Source organism: Micromonospora sp. RTP1Z1, assembly GCF_033804685.1.
GTDB lineage: Bacteria > Actinomycetota > Actinomycetes > Mycobacteriales > Micromonosporaceae > Micromonospora.
Genome location: NZ_JAPFQV010000029.1, coordinates 23668 through 46200 on the forward strand (window position 1 = coordinate 23668; position 22533 = coordinate 46200).

Sequence of the window (22533 nt, forward strand, 5' to 3'; positions counted from 1 at the left end):
CAGCGGGGTGAGCGTGCGGGTATGACTCGTGCGACTTGATGTTGGTAGTGGACTCGGAGGGTCGGTCGGGTGGAACGTGACATCGCGGCGATCGCGTTGCCGAAGTGGGGTCATGTCGTCTCTTTCGAGGGTGTGGTTCCGTGGCTTGTGGTCGACGACGGCGGGGTGCCTGTCGAGCCGATCCGGGTGTTCTTGCGGGACTTCGTGGCGCGGGGTAACCGGCCGGGCAGCGTGCGCAGCTATGCGTACGCGCTGTTGCGCTGGTGGCGGTGGCTTCGCGTGGTGGGCGTCGAGTGGGACAGGGCGACCTCGGCGGAGGTGCGTGATCTGGTGCTGTGGCTGGGCCAGGCGGTCAAGGACCGCAATTCGCCTCGGGTGGCGTCGGCCGCAACGGCGGGGACGGTGAACCTGATCAGCGGCAAGCGGTATCTGGACGACCGGTTCGGGCCGCGCACGATCCGTCACGGCAACGCGATCATCCGCAGCTTCTACGTGTTTTGGATCGAGCTCGGCGAGGGTCCGCTGGTTAACCCGGTGGTGTTGGCGCGGGCTCGGGGTGGTCGGCGCAACGCGCACCACAACCCGATGCAGCTTTACCGGCCCGAGGGCCGCATCCGCTATAACCCGAAGCTGCCCAAGCGCCGACCCCGCGCGATGAGCGATGAGCAGTGGCTGGACCTGTTCGCCGGGTTGCGATCGAACCGCGACCGGGCGCTGCTGGCGCTGGCTGTCAGCAACGCCGCCCGGGCCGGGGAGCTACTCGGCATCCGTTGCTGCGACTTGGACTGGGGTGAGCAGCTGGTGCGGGTCCGGCGCAAGGGCAGCGGTGCGGAGCAGTGGCTGCCGGCCAGCGCGGACGCGTTCGTGTGGCTGCGACTCTGGCTCGCCGAAGCCGTCACCCTGACCGGGCAGGACGTGGTCTGGCAGACGCTGCGCCGCCGCGACCGCGGCCAGGGCCTGGCGCACCAGCCGTTGACCTATGACGCGTTGCGGGCGGTGCTGCGCCGGGCGAACCACCTGCTGGGCACGAACTGGACGATGCACGACCTGCGGCACACATGCGCGCTGCGGATGGCCCGGGACAAGCGGCTGTCGCTGCGCGATGTCCAGGTCATCCTCGGCCACGCGCACCTGTCCACGACCGCCGATATCTACCTGGTCGAAGACGACGAGGCCGTGATCGAACGGGTTGTGGAGCACCTTTCTGCCCGCCAGCAGCCGGCGCCGCGGATGCCCGCGCCGCGCGTCGGATACGACGCCGACGACCTGCGCGTGCTGTTCGGCGGTGACCTGCGTTGACGACCGCGACGCTGGCACGATCGACCGGCGGCCAGGTCGTGGCGGCCGTAGTGCCGGTGCCGGGCTGCAGCGCGGCCGGGCCGGCTGATCTGCTGCCCGCCGAGCAAGTGCTGCAGCTGCTGACCACCCACCCTGCGTTTCCGACGTCGGTGTCCGGGCAGCGCAAACAGGTGCGTGGCGCCGCGGTGGTACTGGACTGGCTGGGCGGCCATCCAGGATCGGGCTGGCAGGAACGATGGCACAACGCTGGCGGTGACGCCGACACCGGGTGGATCGACGTTTTCGTTGCCGACGCACCGGGAACCCGTGCGCACAAGCGGGCCGAGGTGACTGCCGGGCTTCGCTGCCTGATCCTCAATCGGGTGCTGCGGCCCGGTTATGGCTTCTTCCGCCACTACAAGCCAGCTGTCCTGATCGCGGAGATGATCGCCACCACGGGCGCGGACACGTTCACGCGGCTGCGTCAGGCCGCCGTCGTGATGGGCGTCAACGATCATCAGTATCACGACGCGCGGGTCACGATCGCCAAGATGGTCTTCCGCACCGGTCGTGACGTCGATCAGCTGACCACGGCCGACGTTGACGACTACCGGGCATCCTTTAACGGGCGCACCCGGACGGTTCCGACCGGCACCGTTCTGGCTTGGGACCTGCTGCGCGAGATCGGGGTCCTGCCCACCGACAGCAGCATGCGCCAGCATCTGCGCCGCGGGCCGCAGGCGACCGCAGAGCTGGTCGACCGGTATCCGATCCAGTCGGCCACGATCCGCCACGTGCTGATCCGCTACCTCGACGAACGCCGCCCGGCGGTCGACTACAGCACGCTGCGGCAGCTAGCCGCGACCCTGGCAGGGATCTTCTGGGCCGAGATCGAACGTCTGCACCCCGGGCTGGAGACGCTGCACCTGCCCGCCGAGGTCGCCGAGGCGTGGAAGCTTGGCCTGCTCACCATCACCGGCACCGACGGGCGGGTGCGGGAACGGCAGAGCCGGTTCGACGTGATGGGGCAGGTGCGCACCCTCTACCTCGACATCGCCGAGTGGGCCACCGAAGACGCGTTCTGGGCGGCCTGGGCGGCGCCTTGCCCGGTGCGCCGGGGCGATACCGACGGCACCAGCCGCAAGAAGCAGAAGAACCTCGCCGAGATGCACCAGAGGGTCCGCGAACGCATGCCGCTGCTGCTGGATCTCGTCAACGCCGCCGACACCCACCGCGTCTTCACCGAGGGCCTGCTCACTGCGGCCAGCGGAGCCGGGATGGAGACCGAGTTCGTCCACAACGGGGTCACCTACCGGCGCACCAGGTCCGACCCGCGCACCAGAGGCGGCCCCGACCAGGTGACGGCGTTGAACCTGGCCACCGGGCAGAAGATCAACGCGACGCGGGAGGAGGACTCTGCGTTCTGGGCCTGGGCGGTCATCGAGACCCTGCGTCACAGCGGGGTCCGGGTCGAGGAACTGTTGGAACTGACCCACCTCGCGCTGATCTCTTACCAGTTGCCCAGCACCGGTGAGCCCGTCCCGTTGCTGCAGATCGTCCCGTCGAAGACCAACGAGGAACGGCTGCTGCTGGTCAGCCCGGAACTGGCGAGTGTCCTGGCCTGCATCATCAGCCGGTTGCGTCGCCGCCACGGCGGCAGCGTCCCCCTGGTTGCCCGCTACGACCACTACGAAGCGGTCACCGGACCCCCGCTGCCGCACCTGTTCCAGCGCCGCTGGGGCACCTGCCAGCAAGTGCTGTCCATGCACACCGTCCGCGAGCTGCTCAACGACACTCTCAAGCGCACCGACCTGCGCGATCTGGCCGGGCGGCCGCTGCGCTACACGCCGCACGACTTCCGCCGGATCTTCACCACCGAAGCCGTCAGCAACGGCCTGCCCGTCCACATCGCGGCGAAGATCCTCGGCCACCGCAACATCAACACCACCCAGCACTACCTGGTGATCTTCCAAGAGGATCTGATCAACACCTACCGGGCCTTCCTCGACCAACGCCGGGCGATCCGCCCCGCCGCCGAATACCGCGAGCCCACGGACGAAGAGTGGCGAGAGTTCCAGCAGCATTTCGAGCTGCGTAAGGTCGAACTCGGGACCTGCGCACGGCCCTACGGGTCACCCTGCCGCCACGAACACTCCTGCATCCGCTGCCCGGTCCTGCGCGTCGACCACAACCAGCGCCCCCGCCTCATCGAAATCATCCGCAATCTCGCCGACCGCATCGCCGAAGCCCAACGCAACGGCTGGCACGGCGAGGTCCAGGGCCTGCAGGTCAGCCTCGCCGAGGCCGAAAAGAAGCTGGTCAACCTCGATCGCCGGGCCATTAACAGCGGCTCGACCTTGCTCGGCATCCCGGTCATCCGAGATCTCTGACACATCGACAAGCTTCGTGGTTCGGAAAAGGTGGAAGCCGAGCAGGTAGGGCACGGCGACGATCAGGTCAGCCGGTGAGGTGACCGGTAGGCGGTGCTTGTCGCTCACGACGTCTCCCAGATGTGGGGATGGAAAGTCCGGGCACGGCGGTGCGGCCGTGCCCGGGGTGCGCGGTCGCGCGGGTAGCCGGGCAAGCGGCTGGAGGCGGTGCGGGGGAAGAACCGATCGGTGTCGGTCGACGAGGCACGCGGGGCCGTTCTGCGGCGTCTGGCGTCGCCGGGGGCCGTCTGTCCAGGGCCGGTCAGCTGGCGGTTGTCAGGCCTGCTCGAGGGCGGTGACGGCGGCGTCGGCGATGTGGTCGGTGGCCTGCACCGGGTCGGCGACCAGGACGGTGGTGGTGTTGGTGAAGGTGTGCCCGTCCAGGTCGGCGGGGCGTAGCCACAACACGGCGCATCCGGCGCGGTGCAGGGTGCTGACGAGCCGCTGCGCCGCCGGGATGTCGTCGAGGTCGCCGTCGGAGACGACCGCGAGCATCCGCAGCCTGCCGGGTTGACGCAGGTGCAGCAGCTCGTCGGCGAGTTTGACGGCGTCGATGAAGGTGCTGCTGCCGCCGAAGGTGTTCATGTCCTGCACGTGGGTGGGGCGTTGCCGTGGGCCGATGAGCAGGGTGACGTCGCTGCCGAAGGCGATGGTGGCGGTGACGGCGTCGTTGCTGCGGGCGGCGTGGGCGAGGATCCACCCGGCCGACGACATGGGTCCGGCGTAGGGGTGCATCGAGTACGACACGTCGACGATGACGCCCAGGTGCAGGGTCGGCTTCGGCGGCGGCAGCGTGGCTCGCTGCTGCCAGGGTGTGGCGGTGGGGATGGTGCCGGCGGTGCGCTGCGCCTGGGCGGTGATGGCGTGGCGGGTGCGTAGCCTGCCGGGTGGGATGAGGCTGGGCCGGGTGTCGGGTTCGGGTTGGTGGGTGCGGGCGCGGCGCAGCCGGGCGGCGAGGTGGCGGGCGGCGGCGCGTTCGGCGTCGGTGGGCTCGCGTCGGCTGCAGGTCGCGGGGGCGGAGAACCGGGCGTTGAGCTGCTGTGCCCGGTACTCGGCGGGGGTGAGCCCGGCGGCGTGGGCGAGGTAGTCGGTCAGGGCGGGGGCGAGCCGGCCGGCGAACACTCCCGGATCCGGTACCGGTGTCTGCGGCTGCAGGCGGGGGTCGATGCCGAGGATTCGGCACCACCGCCACGCCAGGTTGACCATGCTGTCGGCGTCGGAGTCGTCGGTGGCGTGAGCCTGCCGCCACACGTCTCGCAGCTGCAGGAGCCGCTTGCGGCCGAGGATCGCGGTGACGGCGGCGCGGACGCCGCGGATGTCCTTGGCGGTGATGATGCGGGCGTCGACGCGGGCGAGGAGGAGCCCGGCGAGGTGCGCGGCGTGCCATGGGTCGTCGACGGGGGCGTCACCGGCGCTGATCAGGGTGGTAACGGTGTGCCGCAGCCACCTGCGGTCACCGCGCCGGCGGCTGCGCTGTCGGTACTCGATGCGGGATTCCTCGAGGACCTCGGCGACGGCGGCGACGACGGGTGGGGTGCCGGGCGGGGTGCGCCACTGGCTGTGGGCGGCGTGCGCGGCCTCGTGGACGAGCAGCCCGTAGGCGGTGGGCACGAGCCGCTTGTGGCCGGCCCGCTTCGGGTTGGCGGTGTCGGGGGCGCCGATGTGAGTGGCGTCGACTTCGATCCGGCGCTGGTCGGGGTAGAAGCAGGCGGGGGTGCCGCCGCCCGCGCCGGGCGCGACCGTGACGGTCAGGTCGGTGCGGCCGGTCAGGACCGGGATGTGCCGGGTCCAGGCGTCGCTCCAGTCCTGCCAGTCCGGATCACCGCCGGCCGGAGTGGTGTGGCCGGGCTGTCGATGGGTGGAGGGATGAGGCATGAGGGGGCTCCTGTCAGCGTTGCTTGCCGAGGGTCAGTGCGGTCACGTCCCCGCCGAAGTGCTGTTGCAGGGCGGCGGTGACCGCCGACCGGTCGTCCTCGGGGGCGCGGCCGGCGAGGTTGGCCACCGCCGCGGGCAGGCCGAGGGTTCTGCGGACGCGGGCGAAGCCGAGCAGCTCCCGGAGCTGCGGCGCCCACGACACCCGCCCCGCCGCCAGGTCGGTGTTGAGCGCGATGGCCGCTTGCACGGCGGGGGAGGGGACGCCGAGGTGGCGGGCGAGGTCCCAGTCGGTGGTGACCTCGATGTGCACGTCGAACCGGGACGCGAGGGCCTCGGTGAGGATGGCGCCGTGTACGCCGGGGTTGTGGCCGGCGATGACGTAGAACCCGTCGACGGCCTCGACGCGTTCGTTGCGGTAGCCGGGGATGGTGATGACCCGCCGGCCGTCCATCGCCGGGTACAGCACGGCGAGGACTTTCGGCGGGATGAGGGTGGCGTCGTCGATGAGCAGCGCCCGCCCTTCCCGCATCGCGGTCACGAGGGGGCCGTAGACGAACTCGTAGCCGCCGTCGGGCAGCGGGATGAAGTTGCCGAGGAAGTCCTCCACGACGGTGTCGCCGGTCCCGGCCACAGTGAGTAGGTCGGGAAAGGCGGCCTCGACGAGGGCGGTCTTGCCGGTGCCGGGCGGCCCGTACAGCAGGACGGGGATGCGCTTGTCGCGCAGCCGGCGCAGCACGTCCACGTCCGTGGCGCCGGCGAGCTTGCGCGGGAAGTACAGGTCACCGTTTGGCCGGGGCACCGGCTGCCGGCGCCCCGACCCGCGGCCGCTGCCGGGGGTGCGCGGGGCGGGTGGTGGCATAGCGCCGGCGGCGTCAATGCCCGCCTTCGTGACCTGGAAGCGGTGCGGGCCGGTGTAGTGCGTGGCGTAGCCGGCGCCGGCCATCTTCTTCAAGGCTTCGAACACCGCCCCGGTGGAGCGGGCGGCGATCGCGGTGGTGACCTGGCCAACCTTCAACCACTGGTCGGGTTGGCTGGCGAGGTAGACGGCGACCTGCCGGTAGAGGTAGCCGGGCCGGCGTCCGTCGCCGGAGTCGGGCACGGCCTGGCTGGTGGTGGATGGGGTTGCAGGGTCCATGCGGGCCTCCTGTCGTAGGGGTCGGGCCCGCGCACCCGTCTCCGGGTGCGCGGGCGTTGGTTGTCCGCGCGGCGGAGACGGGCAGTGGCGGGCCCACCCCGTGGCAGGGGCGGCCAGCAACGTCCGTGACGTGCTCAAGACACAGCCCGAAGGGCTGCGGGTTAGCGGTGTCGCCGCCACCGGGCGGGTGGGCGACGACAACGAACGCACCGAACCCGGGATCGATCAAGTCGAGCCGGACTGGCGCAAGTGAGCCTTAGCGGCGGCGGAGGGTGACCTCGCTGCGCGGGCGGCGGGAGATGTGCACGGTCAGGCCGAACACGCTGCCGTCGGACAGTTCCAGCCACACACCCCGGTCGAGGGTCAGCACCCCGGCGTCGCGGTAGACGCGGGCCGAGGTGATGGTCACCGGGGCGCCGTCGTCGTGGGTGAGCTGGGGCAGGTCGGCGTCGTCGCAGAGCTGGTCGAGGTCGGCGCTGGTGAGCAGGTGCCGGGTCAGGGCTTGCAGGATCTCCTCGTGGCCGTACTCGCCGAACTCGTCGTCACAGTCATCGAGCATGGTCGTGGTCCTTCCAAGGGGTCAGGGAGGTCGTAGGGGAGGGTCAAGGTCGGGCGTCGGGCGTCGGCTGGCCGGCCGGGGCGGGAATGTCACCGGCGATGCGGTCGCAGTCGTAGGGGTGCACGGCGGTCCAGGTCCAGGCGCGGCCCATGACGGTGTATCGGCCCTCGGCGTCGGGGGCGATGCGGTGCACCGCTTCCGGGTCGCCGTGGATGACGGTCTCGTCGACGTCGATGACGTCGCCGTCGAAGCGCATCCGCGCGAGGGACTCGTCTAGTAGGCGGTTGCGCCGCTCCTCGGTGACGCCGTGAGCGGCGAGATGCTGCCGGTAGCGGTCGCGGGCGGCCCGCTGCTCGGCGACGATCGCCTCCGCCACGTCCCGGCTGCAGGTGAACACGGCCCACCCGTTCCACGTGTCCACGAGCGTGCCGACGAACCCGACCGGGATGCGCATCTCCCCGTCGGCGTTCGGCGTCCACGTCCAGTCCCCGGCGAACACCCCGGGCGCGCCGATGCGCAGCTCGTCTGGCTGCAGGTGGCTCAGGTCGCGGTCGTCCCCGGTCGGGCTCAGGACGATCCGGCAGTGTCGCGCAACCTCCACGGTGACCGCGTCGTCGAAGCCGTCACACGACGCCCACCGCGTCTGGTCGCAGCGGGCGGCGGTCAGCTCGGCCCATCTGGGCGCGCCGTCCGGGGCGGCCTCGGCGTACCGGCCCTCGTCGTGTGCTGGGAGGTAGCGGTCCGCTGCGGGTAGCCCGTCGAGGATTTCCGGGTCGCCGTCGTCGAGGCCGGCGAGGATCCGCCGGGCGGCACCAGTGACGTCATCGCGGGACCGGCCGCCGAGGGTGTCTTGCGCCCACCACTGCGCCGCGGACCGGCCGGTGGTGGCGCTTGCGGCGTGCAGCGCGTCGAGGACCTGCTGCCAGGCGGTGTCCGGCGGCATGGTGTGGCGGGTGCGGCGGTTACGGTCGCCGGCGCGGAGGCGCATCGCCAGGCGGGCTGCGTTGTCCCAGGTGACGGTGACGATGCGTCTGATGGCGCGAATGGGGGTGGAACAGGTCACGGGGAACCTCCGTGCTGCGTAGGAGCGGGACCGAAGACGGTCGGACAAGGGGCTGGCAGCGCGCGGGTTGCCCAGCCCAGGTGGTTGGTGAAGGCTGGCCAGATGGCCGACATGTGGACCATGACCTTCGACAGCGCGGACCCACCGGCCCTGGCGGCCTTCTGGACGACTGCTCTGGGCTACGTCGACGCGGCGCCGCCGCAACACGGTGGAGCGGTGCATCAACAAGATCAAGGCGTGGCGGGGCCTGGCCACCCGCTATGACAAGACGCCCGACAGCTATATGGCAGGGCTCCAGCTACGCGGGGCGCTGATCTGGCTCCGCAGCCTTCAACCCACCACCTGAACCAACTACAAATAGGACCTAAGCGACGATCGGCGGCGGGACCTGGAGTACGAGTTGGCGCAACGCGGCCAGGCGGCCGGGGAGCGTCGGGACACCGAGGTCCCGGATGAGCGGGCGATCGTGTCGAGGGTGAGGGGTCGGCCTGGTTGGCTGGAGCCAGGCTGTGTCTGGTTTCATCCCGTGTCGCGCTGACACAGCACGCGGTAGGGCGTGAGGATGTGGGCATGAGTTCATCGCAGCCCGTCGTCGACCCCGGGCCCGAGCCGGACACGACCGCGGGCGGGCCGGTGAATACTGCTGGCGCGCGGTCCAGGCCCCCATCGCCGGACGCCCCCGAGTCTTCCCCGGATCACCGCTACCTGCTCGACAACGCCCGGGTGGAGGCGGGCGAGCGGTTCACCTGGCTGGCCGAGCTGTTCGACGGTGTCACGCGTGGGCACTTCGACCGGCTCGGAGTGAGGGCGGGCTGGCGCTGCTGGGAAGTTGGTGCCGGAGGCCCCAGCATTCCCGAGGCACTCGCCACGGCCGTCGGACCAACCGGTTACGTGCTGGCCACGGACATCAATCCGGCCTGGTTGGACCCGCACGGCGGGTACGAGGTGCTCCGGCACGACATCGTCGGGGACCCGCCGCCGCAGCCAGGCACGTTTGACCTGGTACACGCGCGGCTCGTGCTCGTTCACGTGCCCGACCGTGCCCGGGCGTTGGCGACGATGGTGGCGGCGCTGCGGCCCGGCGGTTGGCTATTGGTAGAGGATGCCGACACCGAGCTGCAGCCGCTGGCCTGCCTCGATGAGGTTGGCCCGGCGCAGCGGCGCGCCAACCGGCTGCGGCGCGCCGTCCGGGAGTTGATGACCCGCCGCGGCGCCGATCTGCGCTACGGCCGTACGCTGCCGCGGGCGTTGCGTGCGGCGGGCCTGGTCGATGTCACGGCGGCCGGCTGCTTCCCGGTCGGCGGGGTAGGCTGCGACCGGCTGGAGACCGCGACGGTGCGCATGGTCCGCGCCGAGTTGCTCGCCGCAGGGCTGGCCAACGACGTCGAGATCGACGCGCACCTGGCCGCCGTCGATGCCGGCGAGCTCGACCTCACCCTCGCGCCGCTGATCTCGGCATGGGGACGCCGCCCGGGCTAAGCAGTCTGCCTGAAGTTCTGCATGTAACTGGGTGGCAGCCAGGGTGAGCTCCATGGGGCTGCGGTGGCCAGGTTGTCGGTCGGGGTCCGTCGTCGGAAGAACACCCGTGCCTGGTGAATGCGGTCGTGCCAGTCGACGGCGGTGTTGGCCAGATATGCGACCAGCGCGGCCCAGAGCCGCTCGACCGGGTTGTCCTGCGGGCTGTAGCGGGCGGCGTAGTGCAACCGGAGGCGAGGCTGGGCCGCGACGAACCGGTCGACCTTGGCCGCAGCCACCGCCTCCGGCCGGGTCCGTGGCCGCCCCACCGGTCGGCGCACCCGCACCCGTTCCAACACCGCCTCGAACCGGGGACTGTCGGCGGCCTGCCCCGGGGTGAGGACGAAGGCCAGGGGCCGACGGCGACGGTCGGCGGCCAGGTGCACCTTGCTGGTCAATCCACCACGCGAGCGCCCCAACCCGGCCGCCGCCAGCCGGGCACGATGGCGCCGTAGCAGCCGGCGACGCTCGGCCCGTACCGCCGCCCGGGCCTGGTCCTCGACGGTCACTGGGGCGGTTTGCCCGCATCCCGGATCCCCCTTTTCGCCCCCGCGGCCTGCTCCAGGGCCGCCAGCACCGCCGGGTCAACGACCATCCCGGCCGCATCGTGATGCGCCCGCGCCACCGTGGAGTCCACGCTGACCAGCGACAGGTCGGCCTGGTCACGCCGGGCGGCCTCAGCGATCATCCCCTCCATCAAGGCGGCGAACACCCCAGCGTCGCGCCACTGGGTGAACCGGGCGTAGACCGTCTGCCAGGCCCCGAACTCCGTGGGCATCTCCCGCCATTGGCTGCCGGTACGAAACCGCCAGATCACGCCCTCGAACTGGTCCGCAACCGCTGCGGATAGGGACCGTAGGCCCCGATCGGCAGGAACGGTTCAACCAACGCCCACCCGTCGTCACTCAGCTCCCGGCGCGTCACGCCACCGTTCTCCCAGCATGGAGCGGCCGACCGGCCGGTCCCCACACCACCGTGATCACAACTCCAGACGGGACCTAGTTGACGATGCGGCGGACGGCGGCGAGTTGGCCGCGCCAGGCCGACAGTCGGCTGATCTTGACGACGTCGCCGGTGTGGGGGGCCTGCACGAGCAGTCCTTGTCCAAGGTGCATGCCGACGTGGCCGGGCCGGCTGGCAGTGCCGCGGCTACCGGGGATGAACAGCAGGTCCCCGGGCCGCAGCTGGTCCATGTCGGCGACCGGTGCGCCAGCGTGGATCTGTTCGCTGGTGGTGCGGGGGATGGGGATGCCGGCGGCGCGGTAGGCCTGCTGCAGCAGTGATGAGCAGTCGCATTGGCGTAAGGGGATGCCGGAGTGCGGGGCGGTGCAGTCCCCGCCGAAGGTGTAGGGGCTGCCGAGCTGGGCGAGGGCCCAACCGATCGCGGTGACGACCGGCAGCGGGGTGCCCGGCGGCAGGCTGAACCCTGGCGGTAGCGGTACCGTCCCGCCGCCGAACTGGCCGTCTCCACCGTCGATGAGGCACAGCGGGTTGCTCATCGCCTGTTCCAGATCCCCGGCGAACGGCCCGGTCCCGGCACCGCCGGCCAGGATCCGGACTAGGGCGATGGCGTCGTCTTCCCACCTGGCGTAGGCGCCGGGAAAGGCGGAGCGTTGCACGGCCTGAGCGGCGTCGGTCAGCGGCATGGCCTGCCACCCGTCGACCGCGAGGAGCGCGTCGTAGAACCTGCCGGCGGCGTCACGCGGGCCCTGCAGCTGTGCGGGGGTGCCCCAGCCTTGGGAGGGGCGTTGCTGGAACAGCCCGATCGAGTCACGGTCCCCGCCAGGCAGGTTGACCAGCGACGACTCCTGCATCGCCGTGGCGAGGGCGATGACCCAGCCGCGCGGCGGGACCTGCCGCTGCGCGCCGACGGTGACGATGATGGCCGCGTTGGCTGTCTGCTCGCTGCTCCACCCCTGGCTGCCGGTGTATCCGCCGGCCGGTGGTGTCGGGCTGATCGGCGGCAGTTGTGGTGACCCGTCGGGGCCGACGCTGCGGTAGCAGCCGGCGGCGGTGCTGCCCCCACCGGTGACCAGGGCGCCTGCCGCGCCGGCGCATAGGACCAGCAGGGCCACCACCGCGGCGGCGACTCCGCCGAGCGCCCGCGCGCTCATCGGAGCACCGCCCGTTCCGCGGTCGGACCGTGGGTGTCGAGGTGGTAGTGGGCGACGGGTTCACCGTCGTCGGTGTGCACGGTGACGCGCGCGGCGGTGGGGTCGATGAGGTAGATCCACAGCCCGTCGAGGTGCGCGGCCTGGGACAGCGGGAACACGGTGACCGGTTCGGGCGCCTCGACCGTGCCGTCCGAGCTGGTGCTGGCCAGGGTCATGCCGACGCCGGGAACCGGGTGTTGCCCGGCGAATCCGCATGTGGGGGCGGCGGTGATGGTGGGGTCGAGGTACGCCCAGTCGTGGGCGACGACAGCGGCGATCAGCGCCCGGGTGTCGTGGCGGGCGTGGCCGGTCCAGATCCCGGCGAGCGCGGGAATGACGGCGGCCGGGTGACCGTCGAAGAGCACGAACCGGGCGTGGACCAGGTGCGGCCGGTGCGGGTCGGTTGTGCCGATGTAGCAGCGGGTGCTCACAAGGAACCTCTTTTCGACAGCGGGGCCTGGGGCATGGGGCTGGGTGGCGTGGCGAGCACGGCGAAGGCCACACGGATGTTCAGGGCCGCGTGGCCTTCGGAACGTGCGGGTAGGTGCTGCTGGATCGGGGGTTGGTCAGGTTTGTGGCTCGGGCCAGCGGGTCACGCATTCCACGTCGGTGGCGTCGGCCAGGGTGGTCAGGTAGTCCGGCCAGGCGGTGAGCCAGCGGGCGGGCAGGGTCGGGTCGAACTGCCGGGCGGTCACGTCCACCACAAGGCCGCTGGCCGGCTCTGCGTCGGGGTCGGCGACGAGGACCGTGCGGTGCACGAAGCCGATGAGGTTGGCCTGCCGGTTGGTCCAGCCGGCCACGTCGATCACCTGAGCCGGATACCCCTGTTGCCGCAGCCGCCCGGCGGTGGCGGGGGACCAGGTGAGGCAGTCCCCGTCGACCGGTGACGGCGGAACCGGAAGCGCCCTGACGGCCGCGTCGAGGCCTCGTGCGGTGATCTTCGGGCGCAGGCGGTCCATCGCCCGGCGGGCCCGCGCGTCCGGGTCCGTGATGCGCGCCATGCCGTGCTCGGCCGCTTCCCGACCGGAGCCGAACAGGGGCACGGGGCAGACGTAGTCACGGGTCGCCGCGACCTCGTCCGGGCTCATGTCCTTCAGCGCGGCCAGTCGCAGGGCGAGGAGGTGGTGGGTGTCGTGACAGCCGGCCCAGCCCGCACACACCCGCCCGTTTGCCTGGTGGCAGAGGAACAACCCGGGCGGCTGCAGGGCCGTGGGCGCGTCATACGCCGGTAGTTTGGCGTACTCGGAGGCATCCCAGACGCCGGAGGGGACATCGCGGCGGTAGGGGCATGTCCCACACGGTGACGACGCCGGCCCTCGAATGCCGCCATGCTGGCCGCTCACCGCGCGCTTCCCTCGGGCTGGCCGGGCCAGGTTGCGGGTTTGGCTCGCCAGCCGAAGATCGGGTCGCTGGTCTCCACCGATCCGCAGCGGGTGCAGCGGGCGTAGGTGTCCTCGCCGTAGCCGGCCATCGACGGGACCTCGTCCTGGACGAACTCGTCGACGGCCCCGCAGACCCGGCACCGCAGCGACACCCCATCAGGCCCCCAGCTGATGAAGATCGGCTCCTCCTTGCCCGCAGGCCACGACGCGGCACCGGCGGCCGGGCTCCCGGGCAGGCTTGTGGCGGTTCGGCGGAGGGTCGCGGCGAGGAGCGCGGCCAGTCCTTGCCACGTCGCGGGGGCGCTGTCGGGCTCAGGGTGATCGGTGGTGGCCAGCAGCGGCTGGCCCTCGCCGCGGGCCTGGGTGACCTGGTAAAGGCGGCCGTCGGTGTCGACGGCGTCGACGCGGCGGACCAGCGAGGTGTCCCCACCGGAGTCGGTGTAGAGGGCGGCCCACGCGTGGAGGCGGGCGTCGGGCGTGGTGCGGCGGATCAGCGTGACGATCGCGTCGAGCGTTGCCCGATACCCGACGGCCGCGCCGCCGGATTGGTCGAGGTCGGCGGCGAGGCGGTGCAGCAGGTCGGGCAGGGTAGCCGGGTCGATGTGGCGGTCGTCGGGGTGCAGCGGGAACTCGACGCTGCGCATCGTGCGCCGGTAGGTGGGGCTGACCGCGTCGAGGGGCTGGTCGTGGATGAGCAGCAGTGTCGACGGGTTACCCCATCCGGTGAGGTCGGCTTCGGCGTGAGCGGCCAGGAGGCACTCGGACAGGGCATGGACGGCGGTGAAGGACAACACGTCATCTCCTCAAGAGAGCAGGCGCGCCAACGCGAAGGACCCCGCAGCCGGTGGCTGCGGGGTCCTTCGCATGTCGGTGCTGGGTTGGTGGGTTCGTCAGTGGTGGTGGCGGTCGCGGCTACGTCCGCCGTTGGGCGGTGTGGCGAACGGGTCGTGGCCCTGCACCCCGCTGCCGTCGCGTTTGGCGTGGTACATGGCCTGGTCGGCGTCGGCGAGGACCTGCCGGGGGCTCATGCCGAGCCGGGCGATGCTGTAGCCGACGGAGGCGCGGACGCTGACCTCGCCGGTGTCGAGGCGGACGGGGGCGCCGCCGATGGCGTGGCAGGCGGCGCGGGCAGCGGTGGCCACATCGTCCCGGTCACCTCGGACGAGCAGCGCGAACTCGTCGCCGGAGAGGCGGGCGGCGAGCTGCACGGGGGCGTCGAGGCCAGCGAGGAGCCGCCCCACCTGGGCGAGCAGGACGTTGCCGGTGTCGTGGCCGAAGGTGTCGTTGACAGTCTTGAACCCGTCGAGGTCGAGCAGCACCAGCCCACACGGCGCGCCGTCGGCAAGGGCGCCGCGCAGGCGGGTGAGCAGCAGCCGCCGGTTGGGCAGGCCGGTGATCTCGTCGTGGGTGGCGTCGTAGCGGGCCGCTTCGAGGGCCTGCTGTTGGCGCCAGAGCAGGGCTCCGGCGAGGGCGAGGCCGGCGAGGATCCCGCCGACAGTGGTGACGATCGCTTGCAGGATGGGAGACACTTCTGTCTGCTCCTTTGTACGAAGGAGCACCGGGGGCGGGCGTGAGGCCGCAAACTACGACGCCCGCCCTCGGGCTCTGACAGGTGGTGGCTACTGGCCGCCGGTGGCGGGGGCGAGTTGAAAGGTGGCCGGCCGATCGACGGTCTGCACCGCCTTGCCGTCCGCGACGAGCTTGGTGACCGCGTTGGCGACCGCACCCGGGCTGGCCTTGGCCGCGCCGGTCCCTTCGTTGCCAGCGTCGACGAGCTTCGCGAGCTCACCGGTCCTGTACTCCCGGTCGGGGTGGGCCTCGAGGATGTCCAGCACCGCCCCGCGCAGCGACCCGCCCGCACGGCGGGCCTTCCCAGGGCGGGCCTCGTCCTGCGGCGTGTCCACGGCTTCGGAACCGTGCCGCTCGTCCTCGGGCCTCGGCTCTGCCGGCGCTTCCACCGCACGATCGGTGTCGGCGGACGTGGTCGTGGTCGGGGCCTGCGGGGCCGCCGGTACGTCAACGCCGGGGTCCGACTCTGCCGGCTCGTCGTCGCCCTCGGCGGCCGGCGGGTCGTCGGGTTCGACTGAGGAGCCGTCGCCGTCTTGGGGCTGCTCTTCCACGGCGTGCGGCTCGGTGGACGGATCGGGGGTGGCCAGCGCCGGCACGGGTTGGCCGCCGTCCGGGCGGGATGGGGATGTGGCGGCGGTGGCGGTGCGGCCGGCGTCGGTCAGCCGCCACAACGTGCGGCCGCCGCCGGTGCGGAACCGTTCCGCCTGGCCGGACTCTTCCCACGCGCGCAGTTTCGGAGTGGTCGTGGAGTAGCCGATCCCGGCGTGCTCCGCGACGGCGGCGGTGGTGGCCTCACCGAGTTCGGCGAGCGCGGCCAGCACCCTGATCGTGCTGGGCGCCGGAGCGGTCGCTTGCGGAGTGTCGGTCATGCGCGTTGTCCTTTCGGGTCGGAGTGGGTGCGGGAGTTGGGGTCCGCGCACTGATCCACGCTTCGATGGCGGCAGTGATCAAGTGCGTGGACCGAATCTCGGGACAGGCAGGTGGCACTGCCAGCGGCCGCAGACGGCGACGGGAACGGGCGGCACGGGTGGACATCAATTGGAAAGGGGAGGAAGAGGAACAGGGCGGCCTGTGACGGGCCGAGCAGGGATCGGCGCCCCATGCCCGGGGCACCCGGCGTGGTGGTCGCCCGACACCTGCCTGCCGGTCGCCGAGGGGGGTGGGCAGGCGACACAGCACCAGCCGAACCGGCGCAAGGCGCTGGTACCGGCTCGGGGGCGTCCCTATGTCGACGACGCATGGCAGCCCTGTGCTGTCGCCGATCCGGCTCGTCTGGCTCTGCACGCGGACCGGCCGGGCGGCCCGCCTGAGGTCCCTCCTGTGCAGGGATCACGGCGCGCCGTCCGGCCGGCACCTGTGGGGTGGGGCTACAGGGTGACCGCGAGCAGTCGCTGGCCTGGCTCGAGGGTGTCGAGGTGGCGCAGCGCCTCCTCGAGGTAGGTCACCCGATGGGTGAGGGCGTCACTGGCGGGGGCGAGTTTGCGGCCGTCGGCGGTGAGCATGGCGTCACCGGCGACGGCGCTGGTGGCGGTGTAGTGCTGATAGGCCATCTGGCCCGCCTGGTACATCTCCAACTCACCCACGCCGGGCTGCCCAGGGCTGGGGGTGGCAGCTGCGTGCATCCGCATTGCGTTGACGCGGGGCTGGGCGTGGAAGTCCGCGGTCGCGGTGTCGAAGGGGTACCTGTCGGGGTCGGTGAGGTGGCGGGTTTCGAACACCGGCCAGGGGGTGGCCGGGCGGGTGCCGTGCACGACCTGCTGCCAGATCTGGTAGCGGATCCCAGCTCCCACTGCCGCGGCGTGGCGCATGCCCTGAAGGTCGAGCATCCGCACCGGTCCGCCCGCGCACGAGGCGGGGCGGCCCTTGCGCAGGCCGATCATCTGCTGGCGCTGCCACAGTCGCAGCTGCGGAACAGCCCAGAACAGGGGCGTGAGGGTGCCGGTGACACCGAAGTGCTTGTCGCGGTGATGCGCGGTGAGCGCCGCGGCGGGCAACTCGTCGGGCAGGCACACGATCATCGTGGCGATGGTCGGCGCCGGCGTGACCGTGGGTCGCGGGGCGGCAGTGGCGGCCCGGGCGGGGGCTGGCCTCGGCGTGGGAGCCGTGGTGGCCCTGGCGGGGGCCGGCCTGGGCGGGAGGGTGGGCACGCGGCTGCCGTGACGGGTCAGCGCAGTGCCGTTGATGGTGTCGGCCAAGGCGGGGTTCCTCCTTCGGGTGGGCGCGCGCATAGGCGCGCAGGGGTGACCGGCCCACCGGGTACATGGGTCAGGTCAGAGACAGAAGGGATGCGGTGGCGCGGGTGGTGGGTGCGACCGTCAGGGGTTACCGCGCGGTGGGCGTGCCGACCGGCCGTAGCGGGTGGGCGTGGCACACCGGGTGGGGTGCGGCGAGGAATCCCTGAGGTGGGACCGAACCGGCTGGAGCGATATGTGGGGTGGGGTGTTGCCGAGAACGCTAGCGGCCGCCGCTCACAGCGCCTCCCGACCGCATATCCGCGATGCAGGGGCGCCGACCTGCACTGTGAGAGATCAACAGACTCTGGTGGCGGGTTGGGGAGGTTGGTGCCGTGAGCACAGACCCCACTCACAGGTGATCTTGTTTCTGACAGTCACATTGACGGACGCCCGGCCTCGGGCCGCGGCAAGGTGAGCGCCGTGCTGCACGAAGGTGCGTTCACCTTTGACAGCACAAGCATGGAATGGCTCGTCGTCACCATCAACGGCAAGGCGGCCGTAAAGCGATCCGGTGCGGTGGACGGGCCGCCGGATACGGCTTCGTCACCTACGGCTTTCACGACCCGGAGGCGCTCCGGCTCGTCCCCTGGACGCTCGTCGGCGGTAGCTACCCCGGCGACAAGATCCTGTACGACAACCGCCGAGACAGCCACTACGACGTCGACCTGTCCAACCTGCAGGTACTCGTAGGCGGCTCGGTCCAGGTGCACAGATTACGACGGCTAGTGCTCGGGCAACGCGCCGAGGTGGGCACGGGAGATGCCGGACAGGGCAGGGTGGGACAGGGCCGTGCGGGCCCAGGCTTGACTCACAATTCGCCTCGTCCGTTCGCTTCGTGGAGTGGCCACCGGTGGAGCGGGTGTTTTCCGGCCGCTACCGGTTGCGGGCCATCCAAGGGAACGGGGCAAGGTCGGGCTCGACCCAGCTGGTTCGGGCCTGGGCACTGGCCAGCGTCGCGGAGCGGTAGAAACGGGTGAGCAGGCGCTTGTCGAGCAGCGCGGGATGCCGTTCGGCGAAGGCCGCGAAATCCTGCAGCTCGTGCTCGGCCGCATGGTGGGCTACCAGCTCCACCCAGGCCTGGCTGACGGTGGTGTGGTATTTCTGGGGCACTCCCGCGTAGCGGGCGGTGCGCTGGATGCCGTCGCTGACCAGGGCTATGGCCGCGGGCATGCCGACACGGCGCACCGCCAGCCAGGTCAGGTGGACGTGCTCGCGGTGGCCGAAGGTGCCGGCGGATGCCGTCACCTCGGCCATCAGCTCATCGAAGACGCAGGTGTCCCGGGGTGCCCCGGATTCGGTTGGGGTCATGAGGACACCTCAGCCAGGGCGCGCAGGACGGTGTGGAAGTCGGCGATGGCCTCGGCGGGCAGGCCGCCGAGCGCGCGGGCTTCCACCTCGGCCAGGGTCTGGCGGATTGTGTCGGCGGCGAGGCGGCCGGAGGAGGTCAGCCCGATGACCACGACCCGGCGGTCGCCCGGGCGGGTGCCGCGCGTGATGTGGCCGCGGCGCTCCAATCGGTCCAGCACGCTGGTCAGTGTGGTCGGGCGAGTGCCGGCCGCGGTTCCGAGCTCGGAGATGGTGCGGCCGTGGCCGTCCGCGAGGATAGCCATCGCGTTGATCTCCGAAGCGGTCAGATCGAGGTCGACCAGCTCGGCGGTGAGTATCTGCAGGGTGGCATGAGTGGCGCGCTGCAGCGCGAGCAGCGCCGACTGCTGGGGCGGCGTCGAGGAAGAAGTCACGATTTCGGACTATACGATGTCGTAGTAACTCTTGCAAGTCGACCCGAACCGCTCCCCAACTCGTTAGTACGGGCAAGGCAACAGCCGGTGCGCTGACCTGGGCTGCGAGCGGCGCTGGGGCTGTTAGGGCGCGTATCGGGTCGTGATCAATGAGCGGGTTTTCCCCTCGCGCTGATCTTCGATCAGGTAGATCGTCTTGCATGACACGTGCGCAACTGGCCGATGTGGAGTGGGAGTTCATCGAGCCGTACCTGCCGATCGGCGAGTATGGCCCGTATCCGGTGCGGCTGCGGTAGCAGTTCGAGGGGGTGCTGTGGCGGTTTCGGACGGGCGGGCAGTGGCGGAAATGCCCGCCGAGTTCGGTGCCTGGTCGATCGTCCACAACCGTTTCCAGCAGTGGCGCGACGCCGGTGTCTTCGAGGCCCTGCTGAAGGGGCTGATAGCCGAGGGCGCGAAGCGGGGCGAGGTGGACCTGTCGCTGGTCAGTATCGACTCCAGCACCGCCCGAGCCCACCACGACGCCGCCGGGATGCACCTCGATCCCTGCGTGCTCGACGCGCTGGAGAAGGCCACCGAGGAGGAGAGGCTCAGGTCAAAGGGGGCGGTTGCGAAGAGCAAAACGGGCGGAAGACCGAAGACGATCCCGGGCGGGAAGAGCGACGACGCATCCGGCGCCGTCGCAAACTCCGACTGAAGGCCGCACTCCTGGGACGCTCTCGGGGCGGGCAGACCAGCAAGGTCCATCTCGCCGCCGACCGCAGGTGCCGCCCGCTGGCGTTCGTCCTGACCGCGGGGCAGGCCGCCGATGGCCCGCAGTTCATCCCCATACTGGACAAGGTGCGCGTTCGCGGGCCCATCGGCCGTCCCCGCACCCGCCCGGACGCGGTCGCCGGGGACAAGGCGTACTCGTCCCGCGGCAACCGCGCCCACCTGCGCAGGCGCGGCATCAAGGCCGTCATCCCGGAGAAACGGGACCAGGCCGCCAACCGGAAGAGGAAGGGCCGCAAAGGGGGACGCCCCGTCGGCCACGACGCCGAGCTCTACAAGGAGAGGAACACCGTCGAGCGCCTGATCAACAAGCTCAAGGCGTGGCGGGGCATCGCGACCCGCTACGACAAGACCCCGGAAAGCTACCTCGCCGGGCTTCAGCTGCGTGCCTCGGTGATCTGGATCAAAGACCTCACCCGAACCAGAGCCGAGAGCCGCGCAGGTCATCGAGGGGCGTAGCTTGTCGGATCGCAGTTGTGGGCTCTCAGCGGCAGCTGCATACCCGGATGTCGGAATTTCGGTGGCCCACTGCCGCCCGGGGAGTGGGATTGTGCGCCGCGTGCGCGGTGTCGCCCCGGGGGCTCAGGTGAGGGCGGCGACCAGCAGGGCGAAGGCGGCGATGATGACGGCGACGCGGACGTAGTGGAAGCGGTCCCAGCGGTTCATCTGCTGCTTCCAGTCGGCGGGCCGGTCGTCGGGGGTCCACGTCTTGCCCCGGTTGTTGATCGGGACGAGCAGCAGGATCGACATGATCACGCTGAGGATCAGCAGCGCGCCGGCGGTGACGACGAGGCCGTTGCCGTGGTGGTGCCATCCGGCGATGGCCCAGACCGCAACGAGGACGAGCGAGGTGATGTACCAGACCGGCATCACGGCGCCGAGCATCCGGCCCCCGTGGGCGCGGCCGAGTTGGCCACTGTCGCCCGGGAGGCCGTCGAGGATCGGGTTGATGACGAAGGCGACGGCGAACTCCACCCCCACCATCACGCCGACGACCACGGTGGTGAACACCTCGAGTGCGTTGAGCATGATGACCCCTCCTGGGATCTAGCATTGATAGCGAACGTGGCAACACTAGTACTGCTGTCGCTCGCTTGTCTAGCGGTGCTAGGATCGAATCATGTCGGTACAGGAACGCAAGGAGCGCGAACGGGCGGAGCGCGAGCGCCTCATCGTGGCGACAGCCCGCGAACTCGCCGAGCAGCAGGACTGGGACGCGGTCACCACCCGCCGGCTCGCCGAGCGCATCGAATACAGCCAGCCCGTCCTCTACAGCCACTTCCGCAGCAAGCGCGAGATCATCGGCGCCGTCGCCCTCGACGGCGCCGCCGAGATGGCCGCGGCGCTGCGGGCCGCGACCTCCGCCGCGGACGGCCCGCGCGCCCGGGTCACCGCCCTCGCCCGCACCTACCTCGACTTCGCCGCACGCAACCCGGCGGTCTACGACGCCATGTTCCAGCTCGACGGCGGCCTGGCGTTCGCGAAGGCGGACACCCCAGAACCTCTGAAGGACGCCTTCGCCGCCCTGCTGGAGAGCCTCGGAGAGGTCGCCGGCGACGGCGTCCACCCGGGCCTGTTCACCGAGGTGTTCTGGGCGGCCCTGCACGGGCTGGCGACCCTGACCCGGGCGGGACGGCTGCCGCCGGAGGACACCGAGCCGAGGGTGGAGCTGCTGGTGGACCGGCTCGCCATGCTCTGACGCACCGTCCCGGCGGGCACACAGCCGGGGTCCTCGGGCCCCGCTGCCTGCCTGCGGCATCGCTTCCGGTCACTCGCGCCCACACGGCGCAGCCGCAGATCGCCGGGCCCCGGACCCCGACGGGGCACCCGGCCCCGGAAGCTGCGGTGCTCATTGATCACGACCCGATACGCGCCCTAGCCGTCGATGTCCTCGATGGGGCGGTGGGGGTTGGTCGCCGGGTTGACGGGTCCGTGGTTGCTGGGCAGCTCGTGCAGGCACCGGCGCAGGCCGGGTTCTGCGGTGAGGCTCCAGGCGGGTCCGGCGGGGTGCTCGTCGTGGACGCCGACGGCGACCGGCATGACGGTGGGCACGCCGGCGAGGGCGTCGAGGAGGTTGGCTTCGCGGCGGCGGCTCGGCACGCGAAGCAGCACCGGGTAACGGGGGCCGAACTCGGCGAGCCGGCTGTAGGCGCGCAGTTTTGCCAGCACCGTGCCGAGGGGCTCGGTGGCGTTGTCGTGTTCGAGGAAGAACCCGACCGTCCGGCCGTCAGCGGACCAGATGCCGTGCCCGTCGGGGCGGATGCCGGCGATGGCGAACGCGGCCGTGGCGTGTTGTTCGGACCACCACCGTCGCAGGTGGGTGCTGTGGTGGCTGCGGGTGTGTTGGATCAGGTCGATGAACAGCTGATTGGTGCCGAGCAGATGCCGCAGATTGCGGCTTCCGACGATCCGCGCGACGCGGTCGAAGCTGGTGCGCGGGGTGCGGGCGCCAGGGTGGTCGGGGTCGTGGAAGGTGGTGGGATGCACGAGCATGCCGAGTGGGCCGAGGGTGTAGAGGTATTGCCGGTCGCCGGTGGTGACGTCGACGAACCGGTTGACGGCCTCGATGGAGTGCAAGGTCGCCAGGCGCAGGCGGGCGGAGCGGGCTGAGGGGAATAGGGCCTGGGTGATCTGGCCGGCGGACAGGATGTAGTGCTCGGCGAGCCACGCCAGCAGCTGGCGGTCGCGCAGGGTGAGCCTGCGGAGATGGTCGAGACGGTCGCGCATGAGGGAGCGGGACACGAGCGTTCTCCTTGGGGGGGTAGAAGGGATGGACCCTCCTGTGGGGAGGGTGTCGGGAATTGCCGGCGAGGGCGGCCGCTCCCGGGCACGGG

General features: G+C 71.2%; 20 protein-coding genes and 3 pseudogenes. 7 read left to right on the top strand and 16 right to left on the bottom strand.

Going from position 1 to position 22533, the window contains the following annotated elements:
* The first annotated feature begins 69 nt into the window (after positions 1-69).
* Positions 70-1299 carry a site-specific integrase gene (locus tag SLP03_RS16315; protein ID WP_319461449.1) on the top strand — a complete coding sequence of 410 codons (1230 nt, stop codon included), beginning with the start codon at positions 70-72 and terminating at the stop codon, positions 1297-1299.
* Positions 1296-3668 (top strand): site-specific integrase, encoded by a 2373-nt coding sequence (locus SLP03_RS16320; RefSeq protein ID WP_319461450.1) that lies wholly within the window; start codon positions 1296-1298, stop codon positions 3666-3668. Before SLP03_RS16315 ends, SLP03_RS16320 begins: the two co-directional genes overlap by 4 nt.
* Before the next feature lie 315 nt (positions 3669-3983).
* Here SLP03_RS16320 and SLP03_RS16325 read toward each other — a convergent pair whose 3' ends face one another.
* Together SLP03_RS16325 and SLP03_RS16330 are read right to left on the bottom strand one after the other, a co-directional pair.
* Entirely contained in the window at positions 3984-5582 is a 1599-nt protein-coding gene (locus tag SLP03_RS16325; RefSeq protein WP_319461451.1) for a VWA domain-containing protein, read from the bottom strand.
* A 13-nt stretch (positions 5583-5595) separates the two neighbouring features.
* Entirely contained in the window at positions 5596-6717 is a 1122-nt protein-coding gene (locus SLP03_RS16330; protein WP_319461452.1) for an AAA family ATPase, read from the bottom strand.
* 130 nt (positions 6718-6847) lie between these two features.
* Between SLP03_RS16330 and SLP03_RS16335 the strand changes: the two genes are divergently transcribed.
* Positions 6848-6970, top strand: a complete 123-nt coding sequence (locus SLP03_RS16335) for a hypothetical protein (RefSeq protein WP_319461453.1) — start codon at positions 6848-6850, stop codon at positions 6968-6970.
* Between the two features lie 3 nt (positions 6971-6973).
* Here the strand turns inward: SLP03_RS16335 and SLP03_RS16340 are convergent, their stop codons facing one another.
* Together SLP03_RS16340 and SLP03_RS16345 are read right to left on the bottom strand one after the other, a co-directional pair.
* Positions 6974-7276, bottom strand: a complete 303-nt coding sequence (locus tag SLP03_RS16340; protein ID WP_319461454.1) for a hypothetical protein — start codon at positions 7274-7276, stop codon at positions 6974-6976.
* A gap of 43 nt (positions 7277-7319) precedes the next feature.
* Positions 7320-8339 (bottom strand): DUF4314 domain-containing protein, encoded by a 1020-nt coding sequence (locus tag SLP03_RS16345; RefSeq protein WP_319461455.1) that lies wholly within the window; start codon positions 8337-8339, stop codon positions 7320-7322.
* 193 nt (positions 8340-8532) lie between these two features.
* On the opposite strand from SLP03_RS16345, the pseudogene SLP03_RS16350 reads away from it, so the two are divergent.
* Positions 8533-8685 (top strand): annotated as a pseudogene (locus tag SLP03_RS16350) (IS5/IS1182 family transposase); the annotation flags it as partial.
* A gap of 224 nt (positions 8686-8909) precedes the next feature.
* Entirely contained in the window at positions 8910-9818 is a 909-nt protein-coding gene (locus SLP03_RS16355; RefSeq protein ID WP_319461456.1) for a methyltransferase domain-containing protein, read from the top strand.
* On the opposite strand, the pseudogene SLP03_RS31655 reads toward SLP03_RS16355, so the two are convergent.
* The 10 genes and pseudogenes from SLP03_RS31655 to SLP03_RS16405 form a co-directional block, all read right to left on the bottom strand.
* Positions 9815-10778: pseudogene (locus SLP03_RS31655) on the bottom strand (transposase). The gene SLP03_RS16355 and the pseudogene SLP03_RS31655 overlap by 4 nt on opposite strands.
* Before the next feature lie 74 nt (positions 10779-10852).
* Positions 10853-11968 (bottom strand): C40 family peptidase, encoded by a 1116-nt coding sequence (locus SLP03_RS16365; RefSeq protein ID WP_319461457.1) that lies wholly within the window; start codon positions 11966-11968, stop codon positions 10853-10855.
* Positions 11965-12438, bottom strand: coding sequence for a hypothetical protein (locus SLP03_RS16370; RefSeq protein ID WP_319461458.1), 474 nt, complete (start codon positions 12436-12438; stop codon positions 11965-11967). Before SLP03_RS16370 ends, SLP03_RS16365 begins: the two co-directional genes overlap by 4 nt.
* A gap of 135 nt (positions 12439-12573) precedes the next feature.
* On the bottom strand, positions 12574-13350 hold the full coding sequence (locus SLP03_RS16375) for a DUF6283 family protein (RefSeq protein WP_319461459.1): 777 nt from the start codon (positions 13348-13350) through the stop codon (positions 12574-12576).
* Entirely contained in the window at positions 13347-14183 is an 837-nt protein-coding gene (locus tag SLP03_RS16380) for a hypothetical protein (protein WP_319461460.1), read from the bottom strand. Before SLP03_RS16380 ends, SLP03_RS16375 begins: the two co-directional genes overlap by 4 nt.
* A gap of 96 nt (positions 14184-14279) precedes the next feature.
* Complete coding sequence (locus SLP03_RS16385) at positions 14280-14918, bottom strand: GGDEF domain-containing protein (protein ID WP_319461461.1); 639 nt, start codon at positions 14916-14918, stop codon at positions 14280-14282.
* 90 nt (positions 14919-15008) lie between these two features.
* Positions 15009-15827 carry a MarR family transcriptional regulator gene (locus SLP03_RS16390; protein ID WP_319461462.1) on the bottom strand — a complete coding sequence of 273 codons (819 nt, stop codon included), beginning with the start codon at positions 15825-15827 and terminating at the stop codon, positions 15009-15011.
* A 498-nt stretch (positions 15828-16325) separates the two neighbouring features.
* On the bottom strand, positions 16326-16976 hold the full coding sequence (locus tag SLP03_RS16395) for a hypothetical protein (RefSeq protein ID WP_319461463.1): 651 nt from the start codon (positions 16974-16976) through the stop codon (positions 16326-16328).
* Positions 16977-18065: 1089 nt separating this feature from the next.
* Positions 18066-18500 (bottom strand): hypothetical protein, encoded by a 435-nt coding sequence (locus tag SLP03_RS16400; protein WP_319461464.1) that lies wholly within the window; start codon positions 18498-18500, stop codon positions 18066-18068.
* The gene (locus SLP03_RS16405) at positions 18497-18931 is read right to left on the bottom strand and encodes a MarR family winged helix-turn-helix transcriptional regulator (protein WP_319461465.1); all 435 of its coding nucleotides are present in this window, start codon (positions 18929-18931) and stop codon (positions 18497-18499) included. The genes SLP03_RS16400 and SLP03_RS16405 overlap by 4 nt, the downstream gene beginning before the upstream one ends.
* 200 nt (positions 18932-19131) lie before the next feature.
* Here SLP03_RS16405 and SLP03_RS16410 point away from each other — a divergent pair.
* Positions 19132-20158 (top strand): annotated as a pseudogene (locus SLP03_RS16410) (IS5 family transposase).
* A gap of 123 nt (positions 20159-20281) precedes the next feature.
* On the opposite strand, the gene SLP03_RS16415 reads toward SLP03_RS16410, so the two are convergent.
* Positions 20282-20728, bottom strand: a complete 447-nt coding sequence (locus SLP03_RS16415) for a DUF1772 domain-containing protein (protein ID WP_319461466.1) — start codon at positions 20726-20728, stop codon at positions 20282-20284.
* Positions 20729-20819: 91 nt separating this feature from the next.
* On the opposite strand from SLP03_RS16415, the gene SLP03_RS16420 reads away from it, so the two are divergent.
* Positions 20820-21398 carry a TetR/AcrR family transcriptional regulator gene (locus SLP03_RS16420; RefSeq protein ID WP_319461467.1) on the top strand — a complete coding sequence of 193 codons (579 nt, stop codon included), beginning with the start codon at positions 20820-20822 and terminating at the stop codon, positions 21396-21398.
* 176 nt (positions 21399-21574) lie between these two features.
* Here SLP03_RS16420 and SLP03_RS16425 read toward each other — a convergent pair whose 3' ends face one another.
* Positions 21575-22426, bottom strand: coding sequence for a replication-relaxation family protein (locus tag SLP03_RS16425; protein ID WP_319461493.1), 852 nt, complete (start codon positions 22424-22426; stop codon positions 21575-21577).
* Positions 22427-22533 lie beyond the last annotated feature (107 nt).

Excerpts from the sequence above, each read along its gene's own strand:
- SLP03_RS16325 (WP_319461451.1), bottom strand. The coding sequence starts at position 5,582 with ATGCCTCATCCCTCCACCCATCGACAGCCCGGCCACACCACTCCGGCC.
- SLP03_RS16330 (WP_319461452.1), bottom strand. The coding sequence starts at position 6,717 with ATGGACCCTGCAACCCCATCCACCACCAGCCAGGCCGTGCCCGACTCC.
- SLP03_RS16340 (WP_319461454.1), bottom strand. The coding sequence starts at position 7,276 with ATGCTCGATGACTGTGACGACGAGTTCGGCGAGTACGGCCACGAGGAG.
- SLP03_RS16355 (WP_319461456.1), top strand. The coding sequence starts at position 8,910 with ATGAGTTCATCGCAGCCCGTCGTCGACCCCGGGCCCGAGCCGGACACG.
- SLP03_RS16365 (WP_319461457.1), bottom strand. The coding sequence starts at position 11,968 with ATGAGCGCGCGGGCGCTCGGCGGAGTCGCCGCCGCGGTGGTGGCCCTG.
- SLP03_RS16390 (WP_319461462.1), bottom strand. The coding sequence starts at position 15,827 with ATGACCGACACTCCGCAAGCGACCGCTCCGGCGCCCAGCACGATCAGG.
- SLP03_RS16395 (WP_319461463.1), bottom strand. The coding sequence starts at position 16,976 with ATGATCGTGTGCCTGCCCGACGAGTTGCCCGCCGCGGCGCTCACCGCG.
- SLP03_RS16400 (WP_319461464.1), bottom strand. The coding sequence starts at position 18,500 with ATGACCCCAACCGAATCCGGGGCACCCCGGGACACCTGCGTCTTCGAT.
- SLP03_RS16415 (WP_319461466.1), bottom strand. The coding sequence starts at position 20,728 with ATGCTCAACGCACTCGAGGTGTTCACCACCGTGGTCGTCGGCGTGATG.
- SLP03_RS16420 (WP_319461467.1), top strand. The coding sequence starts at position 20,820 with ATGTCGGTACAGGAACGCAAGGAGCGCGAACGGGCGGAGCGCGAGCGC.
- SLP03_RS16425 (WP_319461493.1), bottom strand. The coding sequence starts at position 22,426 with ATGCGCGACCGTCTCGACCATCTCCGCAGGCTCACCCTGCGCGACCGC.